The sequence below is a fragment of the Candidatus Leptofilum sp. genome (assembly GCF_965223525.1).
Classification (GTDB): Bacteria; Chloroflexota; Anaerolineae; order Promineifilales; family Promineifilaceae; genus Leptofilum.
This window is the reverse complement of record NZ_CBDCWX010000004.1, coordinates 1,139,366-1,160,708: the sequence shown is the minus strand read 5'-3', so window position 1 is coordinate 1,160,708 and position 21,343 is coordinate 1,139,366. Positions and strand designations below refer to the sequence as shown.

Here is a 21,343-nt window from a genome sequence, read left to right as displayed (position 1 = left end):
TAAATAGCTGTTTGGAAAAGCCACTTCAGCCTATTTGCTAATTCCCCAACGCATTTATGCGCCTTCATTTTGCAAATGGGCACTAAATTTGTTTAAAAAACAGAAACTAGAACAGTGAACACAAAGAATGTGCAGCTTTTATACTTTTACTGAGGTGGATGCGTTTGAATATGCATCCACCTCTTTGTGCTAAGAAATCTGCACATCAATCAGATAACTACTTGTCTACACCCGTAATGACAACGCCCTGAATGAACGCTTTTTGAGCGAAGAAGAAAACAATCAAAGGGATAACAGCTGCTGTAAGTGACGCTGCTTGAATCAGGTTATCCTGCCCTTCATACAAACCATTGAAGCCGTTCAGCCCAACGGTAATTGGGTACAGGTCTGGATTACCAGCAAGATAGATCAGCGGCCCGAAGAAGTCATTCCAGGCAAAGAAGAAGTGGAACAGCGTAACGGCCAGCAGCGCAGCCTTTGCCTGCGGCAAAATCACTGACCAGAAAATTCGGAAATGCCCAGCACCATCGATCATTGCTGCCTCATCTAATGCTTTGGGAATGCCCAAGAAAAATTGTCGCAGCAAGAAGATGTTGTATCCATTGGCAAAAAACTGCGGCACAATGAGTGGCCACCAGGTGCCTACCCAGCCTATTCGGTTGAAGAATGCATACGTAGGCACCAATGTCACCGCTGGGGGCAAAATGATTGTCGCCATTACAACGAGGAACAACGTTCCTTTGCCGGGGATGTTATAACGAGCAAAGCCGTAAGCAACGAGGGCCGCTGAGGACACAGCCCCAATCGTGCTTAGGACGGCGTAGAAGACGGTGTTGCCCAGCAGACGTGGAAAGTTAATTGTGTTCCAGGCGTCAATAAAATTGCTCCAAACAGGGTCCCATTCCCACGCTTGATCCAGGGTGCGCCAACGGCCGTCCCAAGGGATCAAGCTAGCAGCGGGATTATCAGGGTCAATGAATTCACTTGCTTCACGCCCTTTATTGATGAGAGCCCATTGTTCGATACGGCCGTCAACTGGCACCTCATACACATCGTATTCTCTACCCTCATACTCAAATGTCACCGGAGACGCTGGGTACCAAGGTGCACCAGCAGTGGAGACCTGGGTGTCTGTCTTCAATGACGTGACGATCCCATACCCCAACGGCAGTAAGAAAATGAAGAGAACGATCGCTGTAAACAGCGTCATGAGCACTATATTTAAACGTTGACGCGCCTTAGGAGATAATCGGGAGCCTGATTTGCGGTTAGGTATTGTGACAGAAGCCATGCTATTATTCCTCCCCAGCGTAGTAAACCCAGTAGCGGGCACTGCCGAATAAAACAACGGTTAGAACAAGAGAAACAAGGAAGATGAGCCAGGCAATCGTTGCCCCATACCCCATGTTAAAGAATTTGAACGCCTGATTGTAGAAGTAAATCCCTACGTAATTAGTCGTTCCGTCGGGAAAACCGTTACCCCCATTGAGGACGAACGGCACCAGGAAATATTGCATGAGGCCAATGGCACCCAAAACGAGATTGTAGAAAAGCACCGGAGAGATCATTGGCACGGTAATGCTGATCATCTTGCGCCAGTAACCGGCACCGTCAATATCTGCTGCTTCATACATTTCTGTGGGCACGCCCTGTAAGCCAGCGAGGGTGATCATCATTGTGTTTCCCACAGCCCAAAGGCCAATAAAGGTGAGTGTGAAATAAATCAGTCTAGGATCCGCCAGCCAGCGCAAACCGCTAACCCCCACTGCCTCAATGCCAAAAACATTTTGCAATAAGATGTTGTACCAGCCTGTTTGTTCGTTGAGGACGCCGCCCCAAATCAAAACAGTGGCCACCAATGGAACCATCGTTGGCATAAAAAACATGGTGCGGAAAAAAGCTTTGCCTCGGACGCTATTCGAGTTCATTAATAGCGCCAAAAGCAGGGCGAAGATCATCCCAATCGGCAATGAAATGGCGGCGAAGAGAAAAGTGACGCCAAATGATTCGTACACATTTGGATCATCAAATAATGCCCGACGCCAGTTAGAAAAGCCGACAAATGACGTCTCTTCTGGGACGGCAAGGTTAAATTCGACTAGTGAAAAACCAAATGAAGCAATAAATGGGATGAGGTAGAAAATAACAATACCAATGAGCCAGGGACTAAGAAAAATCAAACCCCACTTGATTTGTTCCCGTTCAATGCGTCCCCGCTTCTGCTTACCAGCCTGAGTTCCCTCAGGTACAGTATCCGGAGTGATAGCTGCCATCTGTGCCTCCTCTATTAGCACCGCTTGCGATTAGCGACACTGTTTAAATGACTTCCCCATAATAAAAAAGCAGAAAAAGCGGAAAACAGAAGGACACCAACATAACATATTGATGTCCTTCTTATTGTTTTAGAAGAACTTATTCGTTGCCAGCGGCATCGTAGATGGCCTGTAAGTCTTCGATGAGGAGATCAATATCTGCATCTACGTCACGATCCGGTTCCTGACCTAGCAGAGACCAGAATTCGTTGTAGCGGTCGTTGGCTTCTTGAGGGCTGGGCATGTAGCTTTCGTGGTTAGGGTTGTCGGCGTAGGCCATGGAGTCTACAACAACCTGCCAGTTAATGGTGTCGCCATTGGCAATGCCTTCAGCAAAGGTTTCAAAGTAGGTATCTTGCAGGCTCAGGCGAGCGGGCATACCACCGTACATATTGGTCATCTCTTCAGCGTTATCGCCGAGGAAGAATTTCAAGACTTCCCAGGCTGCTTCTGGATTGTCGCTAGATTTCATGATGCCAAAGGTGTCGGCATGCATTTTAGCGGTTGGTGCACCTGTAAGCTCGTTTGCAGGCACAGCGGCAAGGTTCCAGGTGAAGTCGATGTTGCCAATGCAGCAGCCGTGATACCAAAGATGCGTGTGAGACATGGCAACGTTGCCAGACTCAAAGGCGTTACCGGCAATGATGTCAGAAGCATCGTAAATGCCGTTGGGGTAGAAGACATCGTTCCACTGTGCATCGTAGAACCATTTGGCAGCGTCACGCCAATGATCTGGTACCTGAGCATTCCCGCTGTCATCCACCAGAGAACCAGGGCCAAACAGGGTGGCAACGCCGCGGAAGTCAGTCCATTGTTCGTAGTAACCAAACTGCACGATGTTGTCTTTATCAAAGTCAGGGCTGGTGGCGTCATTACCGTTTGCATCTACGGTTAACAAGAGAGCTACATCGCGCAATGCATCCAAATCCCAAGCAACTTCTTCGCCATCAGCATTCACGTAGGGTGCACCATATTCCATAGGCGGGTATTCCAAACCAGCTTCATCAAAGAGGTCATAGTTTACAGAGAGGAATGAGGGGAAGATGGCAAATGGCAGGCCGAGCTGACCTTCGGCTGCATCAACATAAAATTCCACAAGCGCAGGGTCGAAATCACTGAGGTCATAGCTTTCTGCATCGATCAGCGGCTGAAGGTCTAGCCAGGCACCACGGAAGAAGTCACGACCACGAATGCCGACTGGGCCTACGATGTCGGGAGCATTGCCAGCAGCAATTTGCGTGGCCAGGGTGGCGTAAGCCTGGTCAGCATCTACAATTTCCAGAACCAACTCAATTTCATCCTGGCTGGCATTGAAATCGGCAACGACTTGTTCTTGCGGTTCAAACATTGGCTCATCAGAACCAGCCCCAAGGCCAACGAACCAGCGAACCTGGGTTCTGTCACCAGACGATTCGTCTGTTACTTCTTCAGTAGTATCTTCGGTGGATGAATCTGTTTCGGTTGTGGTTGTATCTTCAGAAGATGTGTCTGCCTCTTCTGGATCGCTGCCGCTACCACCACAGGCAAAAAGCAACATACTAAGTGCGGCTAAAAGGATGATGTGTAAAAACCGTATATTTTTCATTTCTCTCCTCCATAGGATTGATTAGGTTTTCGGTTAAAATTTGGCAAGCCAGAGGTTGGCTTGTGTGCAACAGGGGTGATTGAAGTGAATTTGGTCAAACCTTCTTGAATAAGCACCTCCTCTTATTTTTATTTGTCCTAAAGGGATTGAATATTCCGCTGTTTGCGGCGGGATAGTTCATTAGTTAAAGCTGACGCAAACTTGATTTAGTTGTATTGGTGCGCGTGTTGCGGAGATTTGTTCAACATTTTCCAGGATCGCGCATGTTTTTGAAGGGGCTGACATACGCATTTTGAAAATGCTTTCTTAAAAAATGAGCATTTTAACCATTATCTTGAAAACGTTTTCAAGATAATAATGTATTTGCCCCTATTTGTCAATATGAACAATCAAATTAGGTGCTATGTGTAAAAGGTGCACAACAGAAACAGTCGTGGTATATTGAAAACTGACGATTTGTTGATTAACTTGTGAAAACGTTTTCAACTATGATGCATTCATTAGGGCGGGTTTTAAACTGTCGATCAGGGTGATATTTATGGCTCAGAGAAAAATTACCATCGAAGATATTGCACAGAAAGCCAATGTATCTATAAGCACGGTTTCGCGGGTTTTGCGTAAATCTAGCGGGGTTAGGGCATCAAAGCGGGAAGCTGTGTTGCAAGCCGTTGCGGATCTTGATTACCGTCCAAATGTGTTTGCCCAAAGTTTGGCAAGTGGGCAATCGATGACAATTGGGGTGATTACGCAGAATTTTGGCAGCCCTTTTTATGATGGTATTTTGGCAGGAATTTTGCAGGGGTTGGAAAGTTCTGATTATTCAGCACTATTTGCAGACGGCCGTTGGGATAGAGTCATTGAGCAGCGGGCTGTAGAAACCTTTACAGACCGACGTGTAGATGGTCTTATTTTTGTTGGGGGGCAGCTTTCCGAATCGTTTTTGGCCGAAGTTGGCCAAAGAATACCTACTGTTGTAGTGGCCAGAGAATTAGCATCCATGAATAGTAACTGCATTTTCGCTGACAATTTTAAGGCTGCTTATGAGTTAACCAACTATCTGATTGAAGCGGGCCATCGCAACATTGCCCATATCACAGCTAAAATGCATTATCAGGAAGCCGTAACTGATGTAGAACAGCGGCTTCGGGGCTATAAACAAGCATTGGTAGATGCAGGCTTATCCCCTGACCCGCGCCTGATAGTGGAGGGAAATTTGCAGCAGCAGTCTGGGGCTCTGGCAATAGAAATGTTGCTGATGGAAAAACAGCCATTTTCGGCAATCTTTGCCGCTAATGATGCGATGGCTTTAGGTGCTCGGCTGGGGCTTTACCGACGCGGTCTTCGTGTGCCAGATGATGTTTCTCTAGTCGGTTTTGATGATGAAGCATCGGCAGCTTACATGGTGCCGCCTTTGACGACTGTTCGTCAACCATCTGTTCAAATGGGGCAAGAAGCAGCGCAGGCCATGTTGTCGTTGATCAATGGCGAATTGCCAGAGTTAGCCCAGTTTCATGGTGAATTGATTATCCGCGAGTCAGTTGCCCGTCAGCGTTAATTGGTTTCATGTTTAATGGTTTTTCAAGCTAATTTGCCAAAATCTCGTTGACTTCGCTAACTTCTTCCGGTGTGAGCCGCCAATCCGCAGCTTTGGCGTTTTGTTGCAAATGCTCTAGCCGCGTTAGCCCAGAGATGACGGAGCAGACCTGCGGTTGCGCTAGCAGCCAGGCATGAGCCAGTTCGGCCATTGTATGGTCTCGTTCTTGCGCCCAAGTGGTTAATTTTTCTGCTTTTGTGTAGTTCGCATCTGTCATGTAGTTTTGCACATATTGGCTCGATTCTCCCCGCGAGCCTTTTGGCGCGCCTGCTGAGCGGGTGTATTTGCCCGTAAGAAAACCTCCCGCCAGCGGAAAGTAGGGAATAAAGCCCACGTTATCTGCCTCGCAGTATGGAATCACCTCTTTTTCTACTTCGCGCTCTAGCATGTGGTAGTGTGATTGCACCGTTACAAAGCGAGACCAGCCGCGCATTTCGGCCAGCAGGTTGGCTTGGGCCAACTGCCAGGCAGCGTAGGCCGACGCGCCGATGTAGCGCACTTTGCCGCTGTTTACCAAATCATCCAGTGCCCGCATTGTCTCCTCGATGGGCGTATTCACATCCCAGCGGTGCATCTGGTAAAGGTCAATATGATCCGATTGCAGGCGGCGCAGGCTGGCTTCCACACCGTTCATGATGTGGTAGCGGGACGCACCGTAATCGTTCGGACCATCGCCGACCTTAAAATAGACTTTGGTTGCCAGGACAAATTTGTCCCAACGGCCGTTCAGCGCTTTGCCCAACGTTTTTTCCGATTCGCTGCCAGTGTACACATCGGCCGTATCTATAAAGTTGATGCCCAAATCCAGCGCGGCGTCAATCACATTGTTCACGCCTGCCTGGTCCACTTTGTTACCAAATTGATTTGTACCCATCCCAATAACCGAGACGCGCACGCCAGAATTGCCAAGTTGTCTGTATTCCATGATTTTCTCCCTTGCTTGTCACTCCCGCACAGGCGGGAGTCCAGGTTTGTGGATTCCCGCCTGCGCGGGAGCAACTGTGATAAAAGTCAAGAGCAAAAAGCGCATTTCGTTAAGCTGATATCCAAGCAGAGCCATCACGGACGATGGCATTCAAAATGGTTAACAATTTACGCATACAGGCCGTGAGAGCGACTTTGGGGAGTTTTCCTTTCGCAATCAAACGGTCATAAAAGGCTTTGAGAACCGGGTTATAACGAATGCCTGAAAGAGCAGCCATGTACAAAACAGAACGAACATCTGAACGTCCGCCAAAAATATGGCGTCGTCCGCGAGAACAGCCGCTGTCCCGATTGAAGGGAGCCAGGCCAACTAAGGCGGCGATTTTTTGTCGAGACAATGTACCCAATTCGGGCAATTCAGCCAGCAACGTAAAGGAGGTGACCTGGCCCACGCCGGGCACGCTTTCTAAACTGGTTCGTTTTTCGCGCCATTGGGCATTTTTGTTGATCCAATCATTGAGGTCTTCCTCAATTTCAGCTAATTCAGTAGCTAACCAATCCAGGTGCTTCTCCAAACGAGGCCGCAATTCTGGATTGACCGTGGTGTGCCGATTCTTCTCGGCTGTTTGCATATCGATCAGTTGGCGACGACGCGTGACCAATGCTTTGATGAGCTGCTGGTCTTGCGTCTTCAAAGTACGTACCTCTGGACGGACCGCCTGGGCAAAGCTGGCAATCATCTGGGCATCGATCTTGTCTGTCTTAGCTACTTGCCCTTTGGCACGAGCAAAGTTACGCACTCGTGTCGGGTTGACGACGACAATGGGCAGAGAGGCAGCGGCCAGTTCTGTAACCATAACTTGCTCGAATCCACCGCTGGCCTCAACCACTATCAAGGTGACAGCCGTTTTCGTTGACATTATTTCCACCAGGGTGGCGATACCGGTTGCGTCATTATCGTGTCGCAACACTTCTTCGATTCCCCACTGGGCTAAATCCAGGTGGTTTTTGGAAACGTCAATGCCAAAAAAGGTTTCTTCGGTTTGCTTTGCCATCAGGTACTCCTTTGTGACCCGCACTAGCAATGATACGGACTGCAATGTCCCAACAACTGTTCGGGTTCTCGCTGAATCTCTTGGCTCGGTGACCTGCGCTCCTGCGCGGCTGGTTGCCAATGACATCGGCCTACCAAGCTGGAGCAATCCTAACAAATGGTCGCTTTTTTGGCTGCTTGTTTTATCTTTTTCACGATGGGCCACATCTCCCGCACGGTTTCTTGCACCTAATGACAGTCGGCCTTTCGTCTTTGCTTTATCATACTAATGACACTTTTACCTATTTATGCTGTTATAAAAAAGCGATCTGAATTTACGAAAACGAGTTGGATTAGAGAGGATGTCGGTGCTGTCGCATAGCTGATCCAAATTGCCCAGGCCACGCGGCAGAGCGCGTACCTGTGGGTCTTGAATCTGGTCGTAGAGGGCATCGGCGTACTGCTCACTGTGGATGACGCGATACGGCCGTTCATGGAAAAACCCTACTTTGGCAGGCAACGGTTTGGTAAGCCGTAGCGCATTGTGCCAACGTGCCAGATACAGATACGCTTCGTTGAGAGCGGCTTCACGCGGCTGCCAGTTTTCTGCTTGCCAAATCTGGTTAAAAACTGGTTGTAAATCGTCGGCGCAGGCAAGTTGGGCAAAGGCGGTGCCAAACCATTTGGGGTAAGGAGCGTACTGTTTTTCTAGTAAAAAGGCCAGGCGCATGATATTTTGCACCTGCCGCGCCGCCAAAATCCGCGAGCCGAGGTCGTCCTCCACATCACCTGTGCGGCTAACAAACACATCCTCCTGGGCAATGCGCGTCCACTGCCCGGCCAGCGTGTAGAGCCAAATGTCGTGTGGGTAAAAGTGCAGTGTTTGGCGCAGTTGGGTCATCTCGCCGAGGCTATCGTGGAAGAGACGGCCGTATCGGACCGTGCCCAACATTTGCGAAGGAGTACAAAGCCAGTCAACGGGCTGCATCGGCTGGGCGATGTCCACGGCCAGGTAACTTTGGGCAAAGCGAGCAGCAGTACTGATTTTGACCGCGTGATTGACGGGGGGAGCGTCAATAAATGTGAGGTTGAGGCTGCCATCGTCGTGACGGCCGTAATGCGTCGGGTAGCCCCGAAATGTGACGGGCAGCGTCTGGTGCAACATCTCGTCAATGGCGGGAGCCAGCTCTTTGTAATCTGCTTCAGCCAAAAAGATAGTGCCGCGTGGCCCCCAATCATGATCGCGGGATTGGGGCGTGTCGAAGCCAAGCACATCGGAGCCACCGCCAAGCCGCCCGGCAGCGTAGCGCAAGTTGGGGAAGTGGTTGGTGAGCAACGGCCGTATCGCTTCTGCAAAAAATTGTTCACACAAATCAAGCCCCTTAATGAAGGGAAGGGTCATAATTTCGCTCATTTCCAATTCCTTAATCTAGATGAATCCTGCTATAATATTACCAAATTTGGTATATTATCTATGTAAATCTGTGTAAACCTGTACGCAATGTAGAGGCGGATAATTTACCAGAACCCCGGTGCGGAGATTCAAATGAGTAAGCAATATCCAGAATACGTTTTGCGGCTGTTGGCCCAGGCACGCAGTTTGCTACAAGAAGATGATTATGGCCAGATGGACGCGGCAGCGCTTTGCTTTGAAGTGCTGGCTGATTACCCAGAATTGGACGAAGCGGCCGATCTGGTGCTGGAAGCGTTTAGCGATCCGTGGCTCATTCGGGACAATCGCAAGGCAATTGGGCGGCATGTGGATGAGTGGGACGACCGCCCCTGGCAGCAGCGGCGGCGGCTGGCGCTTTCGTTTCGCTACACCAGCCGCTGGGAGGGACGCCACCAGCAATATGATGAATTTGTGGATATGGATGATGTGATGCCCGCCGACGTACGCGACATGCTAGATGAAGGGCGTGGCCAACTGCTGCAAGATTATTTGCTAGGGCAATCGCGCGGTAGCGAGATGGCTTGGCCTATCTTTCTGGAAGCGTTCAAGCGCACGGCCAAGCCACAGGCCGCCATGCTCTGGGTGGGGCTTCTGTATGCTGAACAGGGCTATTTTGCCGAGGCGGTGGACGTGTTGGAGATGTTGTTGGCGCAGTTTCCCAATTCGCAAGACGGCCGTCGCCTCTGGGCAGAGGTTCGCTGGTGGCGTAACTATCAAGATCGCATCCCCTGGATTCCACCGCGCACCAGTTCACACGGCCGTCGCTACCGCCAGATGATGTCTCAAATTGATCCAGAGCTTGCGGCCGAGCCAGATGTGTCTGACGAGCCGTTTGAGCATATTCCCCCCAATGTGGACAATTTACCAGACGATTTTGCCATGCCCAAGCCAGCACAGGTGGATTTGATTGCCCGGGTGGACGAGGTTTTGGCTGGGTTGCCGGAAGAACGGGGTTGGGAAACGGCCGTAGATTGGAGCTACCTAGACAAGCTAGAGAGCGGCGACATTGACACCAGCCAATTCCCCGAATGGGCGCAATATTTACTGCTCGAAATTGACGATCCGCAGCAAGAACTATTCCTCAAGCAATACCTGCTTAGTTACCTCTCCAACCCGCCCCTCTTTGATGACAGCGATGAAGAGGACTTGGATTTTCTCTCCGATTCGTCTACCTAATCTAATTTGCCACAGAGCTCACAGAGATTTTCTCATTTCTCTCTGTGTCCTCTGTGACCAAACCCAGTATAATCCCCGCCATGATTCACGCGATTATTTTTGATTTTGATGGTCTCATCTTCGACTCCGAAACCCCTGATTTCATTTCCTGGCAAGAGACGTATGGCGCCCACGGCGTAGAGCTTTCCCGCGAACTGTGGAATGCACATATCGGCACCATTACCTTTGATCCGTACTTGCACCTGGAAGAGCTGCTAGGACGGCCGATTGACCGGGATGCAGTCTGGGCCAAGCGCAAAGCGCGAGACAACGAGCTTTTGGCGGCCCAAACCATCATGCCTGGCGTGGAAGATTATTTGGCTGAAGTGAGGGAACTGGGGCTAAAATTTGCCATTGCCTCTAGCTCCAAGCACAGCTGGGTAGATAGACATCTGAAGCGGCTGGGCTTGTTTGAGCAGTTTGACCTTATTTTTTGCTCTGACGACGTGGGGAACGTGGGCAAGCCAGACCCGGCCGTGTACCAAGCCGCTATTGCGGCATTGGGCATTGCTCCACAAAATGGTTTGGCGTTGGAAGATTCGCCCAACGGGGTGACGGCCGCAAAGGGGGCTGGGTTGTGGTGTACGGCCGTACCCAACCGAATGACCCGCGACCTTAACTTTGATCACGCCGATTACCGTCTCAACGCCCTCACAGATATGCCCCTGAGCCAGCTCATCACCGAGGTTATGAATGGAACCAGCTAAGCTCTCCGCCCCCCAACCAGGGCTAACCAACGCCCAAAAAATTGTGGAATTTCATAATGCCGTGGGCGCACCCGTGCCAGAAAAACCGCGCGTGCCGCCGCTGGACATCTTGAAGCTGCGCCAAAAGCTGCTGCAGGAAGAGTTTGATGAGGCAAGTGAAGCGTTGGAACGGTTAACGGCCGTTCTCCAATCCAACAACCCCGCCCAGCCAACCGACGTGACCGATTGGGTGCATGAACTGGCTGACCTGCTCTATGTAACTTACGGTGCCATACTAGCCTGCGGCATCAATCCCGACCCCATTTTTGCCGAGGTACACCGCGCTAACCTGAGCAAAGCAGGCGGCCCCCGTCGCGCCGACGGCAAAATTCTCAAGCCCCCTGGTTGGCAGCCCGCCGACGTGCATGGCGTCATTGAGAATCAGGTGAATGGCGAAAATGGAGATTAGAGATTGGAGACTGGAGATTATGAGACCCAATCTCCAATCTCCAAAAAAATATGAAACTGAGTGAACGCGCCCTAAAAGACCAGCTTTATGACATTGCCGACAACGAGTTTGCTCTGCCAGATCAGGCCAAAGCAATGCCTCGCGCTCTAGAAATGTTGCCACACCTGGGTAGTCCGGATGCGGAACTGCGGGATGATTTAATTTACAGCACGCTGGCCACCTGGATTTTGGCCGACAAGTTTGAGGATGACGATCTCAAAGCGTTGTTGAAGCAATTAGTGGGTGAAGACCATCTTTTTTACAGGCTGGATGAATCTGGGACGGATTCAGTTTTTATGCGGAGCTTTTCTGTACTACTGGTACCGTTGATTTTGAGTCGGCATCGGGTACGGCCGTTCCTGATGCCCTATGAATTGCGCGAACTCAAAGTAAAATTGCTGGATTACCTGGAACGTGAGCAAGATTTGCGCGGCTTTGTGCTGGATGAAGATGAAGCGGGCGAGCCGAAAGGTTGGGCACATGCCGTAGCGCACACGGCCGATGCGCTGGACGAGCTGGTGCAGTGCAAAGATATGGGGAATGAGGAGCTTTTGGAAATTTTACAGGCAATCCGCCGCAAAGCTGCTGAGCCGACGGCGGTTTTTGTTCATGCCGAGGATGAGCGGCTGGTAACGCCCGTCATTGCTGCGTTGGGGCGCAAGGTGCTAAAGCCTGCTGACGTACAAAGTTGGTTAGATGGTTTTGTGTCGCTAGCCCAGCAAAAGGAGCCGTTCCCCGACTGCTACCGCCAGGCGCAGAATGTGAAGTGCTTCTTACGCAGCCTGTACTTCCGCGCCCGCAAGCCGGAAACGGCCGACCAAATTGGCGAAAACAGCGCCAATGCTCTGGCTGACCTGGTTGGCAAAACGCTACAGACCATTGCTCTATTTTAATAGTATAGGACTTACGCGCTTTTTGGGCTGTGGCCGGCGTCTCGCCGTGCCACTTAGCGTAGCTGCATAAGTCTTTTATGTCTTCAAGGTGCCAGGCACAGGCTGAAATTATTTGATTTGGCAGATCGCGCTTGCCCGTGCCCGGCACCAAGACCGCTAAAGAACCGCCTCGTAATGCTCTACCGTGGGGAATGGATCGTAAAAGTGGTGTAGCAGTGCTTTCCATGCTTGATATTCGGCCGATTGGCGAAAGCCGGTGGTATGATCTTCCAGCGTTTGCCAGCGCACGAGCAAAATGTACTGGTTTGGCTGTTCAATACATTTTTGCAATTCGTGGTTCACGTACCCGCCCATCCCCGCAATGATTGTTTGGGCTTGAGCAAAGGCAGCTTCAAAAGCGGCCGTTTCTCCCGCCTTTACGTTCAAAATTGCTACTTCCAAAATCATGTTCTTCTCCTCTAATACTCAGCAGCTCAGCGCGGGAATCCAAGAACCAGGGATGGGCAAAGCGGAGGCTGTCTCGCTGCTGCCAGAGATAATCATGGTAAACCAGGCAAGCGTCATCTATGTCGTGGGCAACGGCCGTTTCCAAAGCATCTAAATACGGCGGCTCACCCGGCTGGTCCCACTTGATCTTGTCCGCAATGAAGACGATTTTGTCTAACAAGCTGGCGACGGGCTTGAGGGTGGTGTGGCAGCCAATGGCGCTAAGAACGGCTGGTTCCACCACGCCAAAAACCTCATGCGCCACCACGACACTTAGCTTCTGGTGCAAAATCATGGGGAAACCTGCTTCACCAGGCAGGACGGAAACGCTAAATGCTTGGCACATCTCTACGCGCACCCGATTGGGAATGATGGCGCTGATGTCGTGTAGCCACCCGGCTGTCTCAGCCCCAACTGGGTCTGCACCAAATTGTAATGCCAATCGCCTGGCCTCTCGCGCGACGCGGTTAACGTGTCCGGCTACTTTAGGAAATTGATGGTGGGTGAGAACGGCCGTTACGTCCTGTGCCAAATTGCCCGAAAAAACAATGTTCTCAAAGTAAGGTTTCAATAACGCATTCACGCCGCAAGCTTACCACAAATCGTAGGTTGACCTGTTAGAATATTTAGCCAGACTTATACCAGTATTTAGTAATCGGTGTTCGGTTATCAGTAATTGTGGAGATGGAAATGAGTCAAATGAAAAAAATCGCTGCCTGGCTATTGGTTTTACTTTTATTAACGAGTTGCGGCATTTTGGAGAGTGATGATGCTGAAAACGGCGAAGATGCCGCTGCTGAAACCAACACAGCGGTGGCCGAAGCGGAGTTGGAATACGATGGCGATCCGCCAGCCGAGGGCAAAGGCAACGTTTTTGGCGAAATTCGCTGGAACGGCCGTGGCGCAGAAGGGTATGAAGTAAAGTTGTGCCAGGATTTTTCATCTTTCAGCGGGTGCGGTGGGGAAGAGCTTATTAGGGAAACTGACTCCGACGGTCAATATCTTTTTGAAGACATCGCGCCAGGCATTTACGCGCTTTCGGTAAAGGTGGATAATGAAAACTGGCTCTATGTCTCAAGTGGCATTCTCAGTTCGGCCGAATTTGAGGTAGAAGCCGGCAAAACGTTGACCATCGGCATTCAGGACATCTTTAAGCTGAACGTGAAGCTGGAAGAACCGCGCAATGGCAGCAAAGTAGCGGGTGAAGAAGTGCTGCTCAATTGGCAAGATTATCCCGACGCCGATTATTACAAAGTGACGATGTACCCAGATGAGGGGGATGCGATTCTGATAGATAAGCGCGCCAACGAATCTTCCATGCGAGCCGATTTGCTGCCGGTAAGCTGCGGCTATCGCTGGAGCGTAGAAGTGTTTAACAGTGACCGGATCAAGATTGCAGAAACGGCCGAAGATTTCGACTTTGTGGTAGATAGTTTGGATGGCTCTTGCCAACTGATTATTCAGGAACCAAGCGACGGTGCCGAAATTCGTGGGGATGACATTGTTTTGGATTGGGAAGACAGCCCGGTGGCCGTCACCTACAAAATCCTGATGTGGAACGATGATGATCCTGACCGAACCAACGTGCTGGATTTTGTGGAGGTAAATGAATCCAGCTACCGATTTGACATAACGCTAGAACCGGCCCGCTACGTCTGGTCTGTCACAGCCTACGACGAAAGCGGCGACAAAATCGGCGGCACGGAGATTTTTGACTTTACGGTACGGCCGTAACTACTCATTCTCTTCATACGGCCGTTTCCAAAGCAAAAACAGCGTTAGCAGCAGCACCAGGCCAATCAGGATGAGCTGCACCGTGACAGAAGTGGCATCAATCCCGGCGATCCCTGCGCCACCTGATTTAGCTGCGGGGACATTTTTGTTGAAGACGGCCGTTCCCGCCTCCCCAATTACCGTTGGATTTTCAGCCACATCAGCGCCATCCAGCACCAGCAAATAATCCACAATGGCCTCAATTTGCGCCTCCATGAGCCGCTGACCATAATCTTGCGGCATGATGTTGGGCAGGCAAGGCCCATTGGGGCAAACCGGAGCCAGCGCAAAGTTGGGTTCCACGATGGATTGGCGCAAATATTCTTCCGCCGACATGCCCGGAATGCGCCCCGTCGCCTCATAGCCAATCGTAGACAGGTCTGACCCCACTTTGCGCCCCTCACCAATGGAGCCGATAGTGTGGCAGGCACCGCAGCCTGCATTCAGCATCACTTCCTCGACGGTATCGCCCTGCACCGGGCGCGGCGTGGGGGTGGGTGCAGGCGTGGGCGTCGGCTCGGTGGATTCTGGCGTGGCGGTGGCGGTCATTTCTGCTAGCTCTTCGGCGGTGGGTTGGGGCAGTTTGGCCGTAATTTGGGCGCGTAAAATCGCTTCGCACTGGTTGATGTTCGGTTCCGGGTCTGGCATACACCAGAGCGGCTCCGTTTTGCGCGTTTTTAGCAGCGGCACATACCACAGCACAATATTCTCACCAGACAGTGGTTCATCGTTTAGCCATTGGCGGGGCGGCTGAAAGGTATCGCCGGGGCCAGGCGCAAGCGGCTGTTCACCTTCCAGCTCGTTTTCTTGCAGCACAAAAAAGTAGGCTTCATCAAGCCCTAGTGGGTCGGTGGCCTGCATTGTCCAGCGGTAAAGTAGATCATCGCTGCCGGTCGCCAGCTTATAGCCATCTGGCCCCAAATTGTTGATGAAGGGGTACAGCTCAGTTTCATTTTCCAGTTCCGCCCATTCGCTTTCTTGCCATTGCCAAACCTGGTGTGATTCTGCACCTTCTAAATCGAGATCAATGCGCCAAAATGGGCGATAAATTGACAAATCATCGCAGCCGGGGCCGTGGGAGACAAAGCGGGGCTCAAAGCTGCCGTCGGCGAAGAAGCGGATGATTTGCTCGTAGCGGTAGCAGCAGATGCAGTTGGGCCAGCGGGTAAATTCGGTGAATAGCTGGCGCACCTCAAAGCCATCGTCTAACTCGTTCACGATGGTGTCGCCAAAGGGCGGCACGGAGGCAGAAAAGCCAATTTCGTCCCGATAGCCGCCGGGCCAGCTAGGGTACCAGGCTTCAATTTGGGTGATTTTGATGCTGCTGAAGATGGGGGTTTCGTTGTAGGTAGCGTCGCGGAAGAGGATGCCGTCGTGGGCGGTCATCTCCCAGCAAACGTTCCAGCCGTCTTGCTCGTGGCAGCCGTCTGTGAAGGCGGCGCGTTGTGAGGCGGGGGCCGCAACATCCAGGTCTGGCCGGGCGCGGGTGTAAAAGGTGCGGGCGACGGTTTGCTGACTCATGTTGACGAAGACGTGGTAAATACGGCCGTCTCCATTGGGACTATGAAATGTTAAATCCACACACCAGTCGTCCCGGCAAGCGTCGTCGGCTAGCCAGGCAGACATGGGAATCATGGCGGGGTCTCCTGCGCCGATGTCACCGAGAACGGCCGTTACTTCCGGATCATTCGCCGCAATTTTAATCGCGTCTTCAGCCACGAAGCGGCTACCACCGGGGCGGCTTAGGGCATCGTGCCATTCGGCCAGGATGGTGTCGTCTGTGAGGTGCAAAATTTGGTTGACGGTACGGCCGTTGGCCGGATCAAAGTAGGTGAGGTGAACACAGCTGTTGGCGGTGCAGCCCTGCGCTTGCCAGGGGCGGGCTTCGGCCAGCGTGAGCGGCAGCGCATCTACAAAAGTGAGATTGGATACGGCCGTGTCCAGACTGTTCAATGTGGCACTGTCTAAGCCCACGGACTGGCCATCGGCCGTTTGGTAAAGCTGCTGCCCTTTGGCAATAGCCAGATTGATAGCTGCTTGCTGCTGCCACAAAGTCCTGATCAGATTCCCAATCAGCAAGATTAGCAGGACAAAACAGATACGCAGGACAATACGGTGCAGCTTTGGTTTCAACGGAACACTCCCGGATATTTGTAACACTATCTTTGCAGGTACAACCTAGCCAATGGTCGTGTCATACCCGCGTAGGCGGGTATCCATCCTATTTGCCTGCGTGGATTCCCGCATTCGTGGGAATGACAATCAAAAGTGCAAATATAGTGGTGTGGATAGATGAGATGGGATTATAACGAAATACGGCCGTTTGGCAGGGAAGTAAGCCACTTTCTCATCTGCTTTTTTGGGCCGATAGCTGGTACTTTTACAACCACGAATGCCACAAATAGACAAATAGCACGAATATTTCAAAAAAAATACGTGTTTATTCTGGCGGAAATAAAAACGCCCTGCCTTTTCCAGCAGAGCGTTTTAAAAATAGCCGAGGGTTGAATCCCTCAGGAAATTATAAATTACAGTTTCGGCCCAGCGTTGATGATGGCCTCGCTGCTACCTTCTTTGTAAGCTTCAAAGTTGTCAATGAACAAATTGGCCAATTTTTCTGCCTGTTTATCGTAAGCGGCTGCGTCGCTCCAGGTGTTCTTGGGGATGAGCAAGTTATCGGGCACGTTGGGGCAGCTTGTGGGTACAGCCAAGCCAAAAATTGGATCAGTTACATAGTCAACATTGTCTAAATCGCCATTGTGGATGGCATCTATGATGGCACGGGTATAGGGCAAATTGATGCGGGAGCCTATGCCAAACGGGCCACCAGTCCAGCCAGTGTTGACCAGCCAGGCAGATGCACCATGTTCTTCCATTTTTTCGGCCAGCAGTTCTGCATATTTACTAGGATGCCACACCATGAAGGCTGCACCGAAGCAGGCGGAGAAGGTGGCTTGTGGTTCAGTAACGCCCATTTCAGTACCGGCAACTTTGGCGGTGTAGCCGCTAATGAAGTGGTACATCGCTTGCTCTGGCGTGAGCTTGCTCACTGGCGGCAGCACACCAAAGGCATCGGCCGTGAGCAGGATGATATTCTTGGGATGCCCACCTACGCACGGAATCTTGGCGTTAGGAATGTATTCGATGGGGTACGATGCGCGCGTATTTTGGGTGTAAGTCGTGTCAGAATAATCTACAGCGTGCGTGTAATCGTCGTACACGACGTTTTCCAAAACGGTGCCGAATTTGATAGCTGCGTAGATTTCTGGCTCTTTTTCAGCAGAGAGATCAATCGCTTTGGCGTAGCAGCCGCCTTCGATGTTGAAAACGCCATCATCTGTCCAGCAATGCTCATCGTCACCAATAAGCTTGCGCCGGGCATCGGCGGAGAGGGTGGTTTTGCCAGTGCCGGACAGCCCGAAGAAGATGGAAACATCGCCATCATCCCCTTCGTTGGCGGAGCAGTGCATGGAAAGGACGCCTTTTTTGGGCATGATGTAATTCATCACGGTGAAGATGCCTTTTTTCATTTCCCCAGCGTATTCTGTGCCTAAAATGACCACTTCTTGCTCTTCAAAGGAGAGGTCTACGCTGGTTTTTGAGGTCATGCCCATGGTGTACCGATTGGCGGGGAATTGCCCGGCGTTGAAGACGACGTAATCTGGATCACCAAACTCTGCTAGCTGCTCTGGTGTGGGGCGGATGAGCATATTCCACATGAACAGAGCATGATACGGCCGTGTGCAAATAATCCGCACCTTAATCCGCTCGTTTTCATCCCAGCCACCAAATCCATCTACGACATATAGCTTGTCTTTGGTATTCAGGTAATCAATGGCTCGTTCCCGGTTAATTTCAAACGTGTGTTCGTCTACGGCGACGTTGACCGACCCCCACCAAACATCCTGTTCTGAATCTGGGTGTTTGACAATGCGCTTGTCGCTGGGGCTGCGCCCTGTTTTCTCGCCAGAGCGCACCATAATTGCGCCAGAATCGGCAATGGCGGCCTCTGGTTCATAAGCCAGAGCTTCCTGATAGAGTTTGGCAGGTCTGGCGTTGCGTACAATGTTGGTAACTTCAATATTATGCTGTTGGAGCGTGAAACTGTTCGTCAAGAGGAACCTCCCTTTGTGAATTGAACGAGTTGATTTTTTTGGAAATTTAGGGTTTCTGGTTGGGTAAAATGATGCAAGGTATTGTTGTGCCAGAAAGATCGCTGCAATTATAACAAAAAATCTGGCGTTATTATTGCTAAAAGTAATGTGAATCATAAACAAAACTCATGAACAATCGTTATTTTGCGTTTTGAGGCGAGGGCTCATTCCTCAGATTTCTCTTTGCCTCTGTGGCTTTTTCAGATAGATTCTAGGTTTATGAGCAAAATCAATTTATTGACGGGAAAACGAATTTTATTGGGCGTTACGGGGTCAATTGCCTGTTACAAGGCAGTTGACTTGGCCTCGAAGCTGACGCAGGCTGGGGCTGAAGTAGACGTCATTTTGACGGAGGGGGCGCAGCGATTTGTGATGCCGCTTACGTTTCGGTCTGTGACGGGACGGCCGTCTTACACTGATATGTGGAGCTTAGACGACCATGTGCGGCATGTGGGGCTGGGTGAAACGGCCGATCTCTTTGTGATTGCCCCCGCCACGGCCCACACCATGGCAAAATTGGCAACTGGCCTGGCAGATAACCTGCTCACGGTGACAGCGCTGGCGGCGCGCTGCCCCATCCTCATTGCTCCGGCAATGGACGGCGGCATGTACGGGCATCCCGCCACGCAGGCAAATGTGGCCACGCTCCGAGAGCGGGGCGTGCAGTTTGCAGGCCCCGCCGTTGGGCGCATGGCCTCTGGCCTGGCCGGGCTGGGGCGCATGGTGGAACCAGCGGAGTTGCTGGGATTCATTCGGCAGGCGGTGGCGCAGGGCGGCCCACTGGCTGGGCGCAAGGTAGTGGTTTCTACCGGCCCCACGCGCGAGCCGCTAGACCCGGTGCGCTTCATCAGCAATCGCTCCACGGGCAAGCAGGGGCTGGCAGTGGCTCAGGCGGCTTTGGATGCAGGCGCAGACGTAACGGTGGTGCATGGACCCATTTCTGAACCGATTCCGTTTGGGGCAACGGCCGTTCCCGTGCAAACCACAGAGCAAATGGGCGAGGCGGTTTTATCTGCTGCCAAAGACGCGGATGTGCTTTTCATGGTGGCGGCGGTGGCCGATTTTCGGCCAAACACCCAATCAGACAAAAAAATCAAGAAGACAGATGAGCAGTGGGGGCTGGCCATTGGTCTGGAAGTAACGCTGGATATTTTAACGGCCGTCAAAACAGAGCGGGACAAAAGTGGCTACCCACGGATCGTGCTTGGTTTTGCAGCAGAAACCCACAACGCATTTGAATACGGCCGTGACAAACTCCTCCGCAAAGGGCTCAACTTTATCGCCGTGAACGATGTGACCGACCAGGGCGCTGGCTTTGCCGTGGACACCAACAAAGTGCTGCTGCTCAGTTCAGCCGGGGTGGTGGAAGAGATGCCCATGCAAAGCAAAACGGCCGTTGCCGAGCGCCTGGTGCATCATGTGGCCAATAGTTTGAACGGGTCAGCCCATTAACAATTCATAATTGCAACGGCCGTTGGTTCCCTTCCCATAGCGAGCGCCACACGCCTAGTAACCCTAACTGAGCAGCAGCAACATCTATCCTGGCCTGCTCTAGCTTCTTGCTCTGGAGGCGAATAATCGAGGCGATGTCATCTAGATGGCGGGTTGATTCACTGCTTTCATAAGCCCGCAACTTTGCCACGATGATAGAGGTGGGGGTCATGTAAGCCGCCCGGCGCATTTCATCAAAGGGTAGCATGACCCGATCGGTCAGCATAGCCAGCAGCTCCGGCTCCGTCGGCACGTAAAAATCCGTTTTGATGTGATATCCCAGGTGAATGACGTTGAAAAAACCGCCCCCTAACGCCTGATTGACTGCAATCTCATCCACATGGTAATGGGTTTCCTGCAGTCGTCGTACAAACAGCGACGCAGAAAACTGCTTGGGACTCAGCACAATGTCCATATCTTGCGTAAAGCGTGGCTCACCGTAAGCCACCACGGCCAGGCCACCCCAAATGGCGTAGGTTGCCCCAATCGCTTCTAGCACATCAATGATGCTGCCAAAGGCCTGCCCTTGTTCGTAAGCTGTGCTCATCAGGCAACCTCATTTTCTCCAAACACTAGGCGACGTGCTGCTTGCTCTACGTCGGCGTCAGGCCAACCTGGATGGGTCTCAGCAAGCAGCAGTTTCTTCTGCTGCAGGGCAAAATCGGCAGCGGCAAAGGTGCGTTTGTTTTTCTCTGGGACAGACAACTCCCCGACGGCCTCAATGAGTTGCCAGTTGGTGGCTTCATATGGGGGGGAAGACGGCCGTTCCAACCGCGGATATTGCAAATAATAGCCAGCAATTTCTGGACGGCGGGCATAGGCAATCCGAATGCCCCCCTGCCTCAAGGCAGCCAAATCTCGTGCCAGGGCTTCCTGAGGCACCTTGCCCCAGCAATCAGCATCGAGCTGCGAGGCAACGGTTTCCCAGATTTCTTCGCGCGTGTGTGGACGGCCGTCGGCGAGGAGATCGATGAGGGCGGCACGTCGGGCAGCAATTTTATCAATCTGCATATGCCCGGCCATAGCGGCCAGGCGCAGTCTCGTAGGTGCTGTTTTCTCGGCTTGTTTAGCGGCTAGTTGCCATTGGGCGGCTGGATGCGTGGAGATAGATTTCATGCCGCTATTATAAGTAAACATGTATCAAAACACAATCTTGCCAAAAGTCATCCGGTAGATTTTTTGCTTTCCTGTTGTGGAGCAGTCTCCGGCCAGCGCAAAACCTCACCCGGCTGCGGC

At 51.7% G+C, this 21,343-nt stretch carries 19 protein-coding genes; 7 read left to right on the top strand and 12 right to left on the bottom strand.

The window, feature by feature from the left end; translation table 11 throughout:
• Positions 1-217 precede the first annotated feature (217 nt).
• From ACOQPM_RS05105 to ACOQPM_RS05095, 3 genes are all read right to left on the bottom strand, one after another.
• A complete protein-coding gene (locus ACOQPM_RS05105) occupies positions 218-1,291 on the bottom strand; it encodes a carbohydrate ABC transporter permease (RefSeq protein WP_420628150.1) in 1,074 nt (357 codons plus the stop codon).
• 4 nt (positions 1,292-1,295) lie between these two features.
• Complete coding sequence (locus ACOQPM_RS05100; RefSeq protein WP_420628149.1) at positions 1,296-2,273, bottom strand: carbohydrate ABC transporter permease; 978 nt, start codon at positions 2,271-2,273, stop codon at positions 1,296-1,298.
• 139 nt (positions 2,274-2,412) lie between these two features.
• Positions 2,413-3,897: an ABC transporter substrate-binding protein gene (locus ACOQPM_RS05095; RefSeq protein WP_420628148.1), complete on the bottom strand. Its 1,485-nt coding sequence runs from the start codon at positions 3,895-3,897 to the stop codon at positions 2,413-2,415.
• A gap of 538 nt (positions 3,898-4,435) precedes the next feature.
• Between ACOQPM_RS05095 and ACOQPM_RS05090 the strand changes: the two genes are divergently transcribed.
• Positions 4,436-5,452 carry a LacI family DNA-binding transcriptional regulator gene (locus ACOQPM_RS05090; RefSeq protein ID WP_420628147.1) on the top strand — a complete coding sequence of 339 codons (1,017 nt, stop codon included), beginning with the start codon at positions 4,436-4,438 and terminating at the stop codon, positions 5,450-5,452.
• A gap of 28 nt (positions 5,453-5,480) precedes the next feature.
• On the opposite strand, the gene ACOQPM_RS05085 is transcribed toward ACOQPM_RS05090, so the two are convergent.
• From ACOQPM_RS05085 to ACOQPM_RS05075, 3 genes are all read right to left on the bottom strand, one after another.
• Positions 5,481-6,416: an aldo/keto reductase gene (locus ACOQPM_RS05085; protein WP_420628146.1), complete on the bottom strand. Its 936-nt coding sequence runs from the start codon at positions 6,414-6,416 to the stop codon at positions 5,481-5,483.
• Positions 6,417-6,525: 109 nt separating this feature from the next.
• A complete protein-coding gene (locus ACOQPM_RS05080; RefSeq protein WP_420627234.1) occupies positions 6,526-7,470 on the bottom strand; it encodes an IS110 family transposase in 945 nt (314 codons plus the stop codon).
• A 276-nt stretch (positions 7,471-7,746) separates the two neighbouring features.
• Positions 7,747-8,862 carry a DUF4037 domain-containing protein gene (locus ACOQPM_RS05075; protein ID WP_420628145.1) on the bottom strand — a complete coding sequence of 372 codons (1,116 nt, stop codon included), beginning with the start codon at positions 8,860-8,862 and terminating at the stop codon, positions 7,747-7,749.
• Between the two features lie 132 nt (positions 8,863-8,994).
• Here ACOQPM_RS05075 and ACOQPM_RS05070 point away from each other — a divergent pair, with 132 nt between their 5' ends.
• The 4 genes from ACOQPM_RS05070 to ACOQPM_RS05055 are packed head-to-tail and all read left to right on the top strand — an operon-like array spanning position 8,995 to position 12,203.
• Positions 8,995-10,077: a tetratricopeptide repeat protein gene (locus tag ACOQPM_RS05070; RefSeq protein ID WP_420628144.1), complete on the top strand. Its 1,083-nt coding sequence runs from the start codon at positions 8,995-8,997 to the stop codon at positions 10,075-10,077.
• A gap of 53 nt (positions 10,078-10,130) precedes the next feature.
• Entirely contained in the window at positions 10,131-10,823 is a 693-nt protein-coding gene (locus ACOQPM_RS05065; RefSeq protein WP_420628143.1) for an HAD family hydrolase, read from the top strand.
• Positions 10,810-11,271, top strand: a complete 462-nt coding sequence (locus tag ACOQPM_RS05060) for a hypothetical protein (protein WP_420628142.1) — start codon at positions 10,810-10,812, stop codon at positions 11,269-11,271. The genes ACOQPM_RS05065 and ACOQPM_RS05060 overlap by 14 nt, the downstream gene beginning before the upstream one ends.
• 50 nt (positions 11,272-11,321) lie before the next feature.
• Entirely contained in the window at positions 11,322-12,203 is an 882-nt protein-coding gene (locus ACOQPM_RS05055; protein ID WP_420628141.1) for a DUF2785 domain-containing protein, read from the top strand.
• Positions 12,204-12,359: 156 nt separating this feature from the next.
• Here ACOQPM_RS05055 and ACOQPM_RS05050 read toward each other — a convergent pair whose 3' ends face one another.
• Positions 12,360-12,650 (bottom strand): antibiotic biosynthesis monooxygenase family protein, encoded by a 291-nt coding sequence (locus ACOQPM_RS05050; protein WP_420628140.1) that lies wholly within the window; start codon positions 12,648-12,650, stop codon positions 12,360-12,362.
• Complete coding sequence (gene yqeK, locus ACOQPM_RS05045; protein WP_420628139.1) at positions 12,595-13,272, bottom strand: bis(5'-nucleosyl)-tetraphosphatase (symmetrical) YqeK; 678 nt, start codon at positions 13,270-13,272, stop codon at positions 12,595-12,597. The genes ACOQPM_RS05050 and yqeK overlap by 56 nt, the downstream gene beginning before the upstream one ends.
• 107 nt (positions 13,273-13,379) lie before the next feature.
• On the opposite strand from yqeK, the gene ACOQPM_RS05040 reads away from it, so the two are divergent.
• Positions 13,380-14,423, top strand: coding sequence for a hypothetical protein (locus tag ACOQPM_RS05040; RefSeq protein ID WP_420628138.1), 1,044 nt, complete (start codon positions 13,380-13,382; stop codon positions 14,421-14,423).
• Here ACOQPM_RS05040 and ACOQPM_RS05035 read toward each other — a convergent pair whose 3' ends face one another.
• Entirely contained in the window at positions 14,424-16,595 is a 2,172-nt protein-coding gene (locus ACOQPM_RS05035) for a hypothetical protein (RefSeq protein WP_420628137.1), read from the bottom strand. It abuts the gene before it with no gap.
• A gap of 395 nt (positions 16,596-16,990) precedes the next feature.
• A complete protein-coding gene (gene pckA / locus ACOQPM_RS05030; RefSeq protein WP_420628136.1) occupies positions 16,991-18,577 on the bottom strand; it encodes a phosphoenolpyruvate carboxykinase (ATP) in 1,587 nt (528 codons plus the stop codon).
• A 258-nt stretch (positions 18,578-18,835) separates the two neighbouring features.
• Here pckA and coaBC point away from each other — a divergent pair, with 258 nt between their 5' ends.
• Positions 18,836-20,068 (top strand): bifunctional phosphopantothenoylcysteine decarboxylase/phosphopantothenate--cysteine ligase CoaBC, encoded by a 1,233-nt coding sequence (coaBC, locus tag ACOQPM_RS05025; protein ID WP_420628135.1) that lies wholly within the window; start codon positions 18,836-18,838, stop codon positions 20,066-20,068.
• A gap of 4 nt (positions 20,069-20,072) precedes the next feature.
• Here the strand turns inward: coaBC and ACOQPM_RS05020 are convergent, their stop codons facing one another.
• Complete coding sequence (locus tag ACOQPM_RS05020; protein ID WP_420628134.1) at positions 20,073-20,654, bottom strand: hypothetical protein; 582 nt, start codon at positions 20,652-20,654, stop codon at positions 20,073-20,075.
• The gene (locus tag ACOQPM_RS05015; RefSeq protein WP_420628133.1) at positions 20,654-21,223 is read right to left on the bottom strand and encodes a hypothetical protein; all 570 of its coding nucleotides are present in this window, start codon (positions 21,221-21,223) and stop codon (positions 20,654-20,656) included. The genes ACOQPM_RS05020 and ACOQPM_RS05015 overlap by 1 nt, the downstream gene beginning before the upstream one ends.
• Between the last annotated feature and the right edge of the window lie 120 nt (positions 21,224-21,343).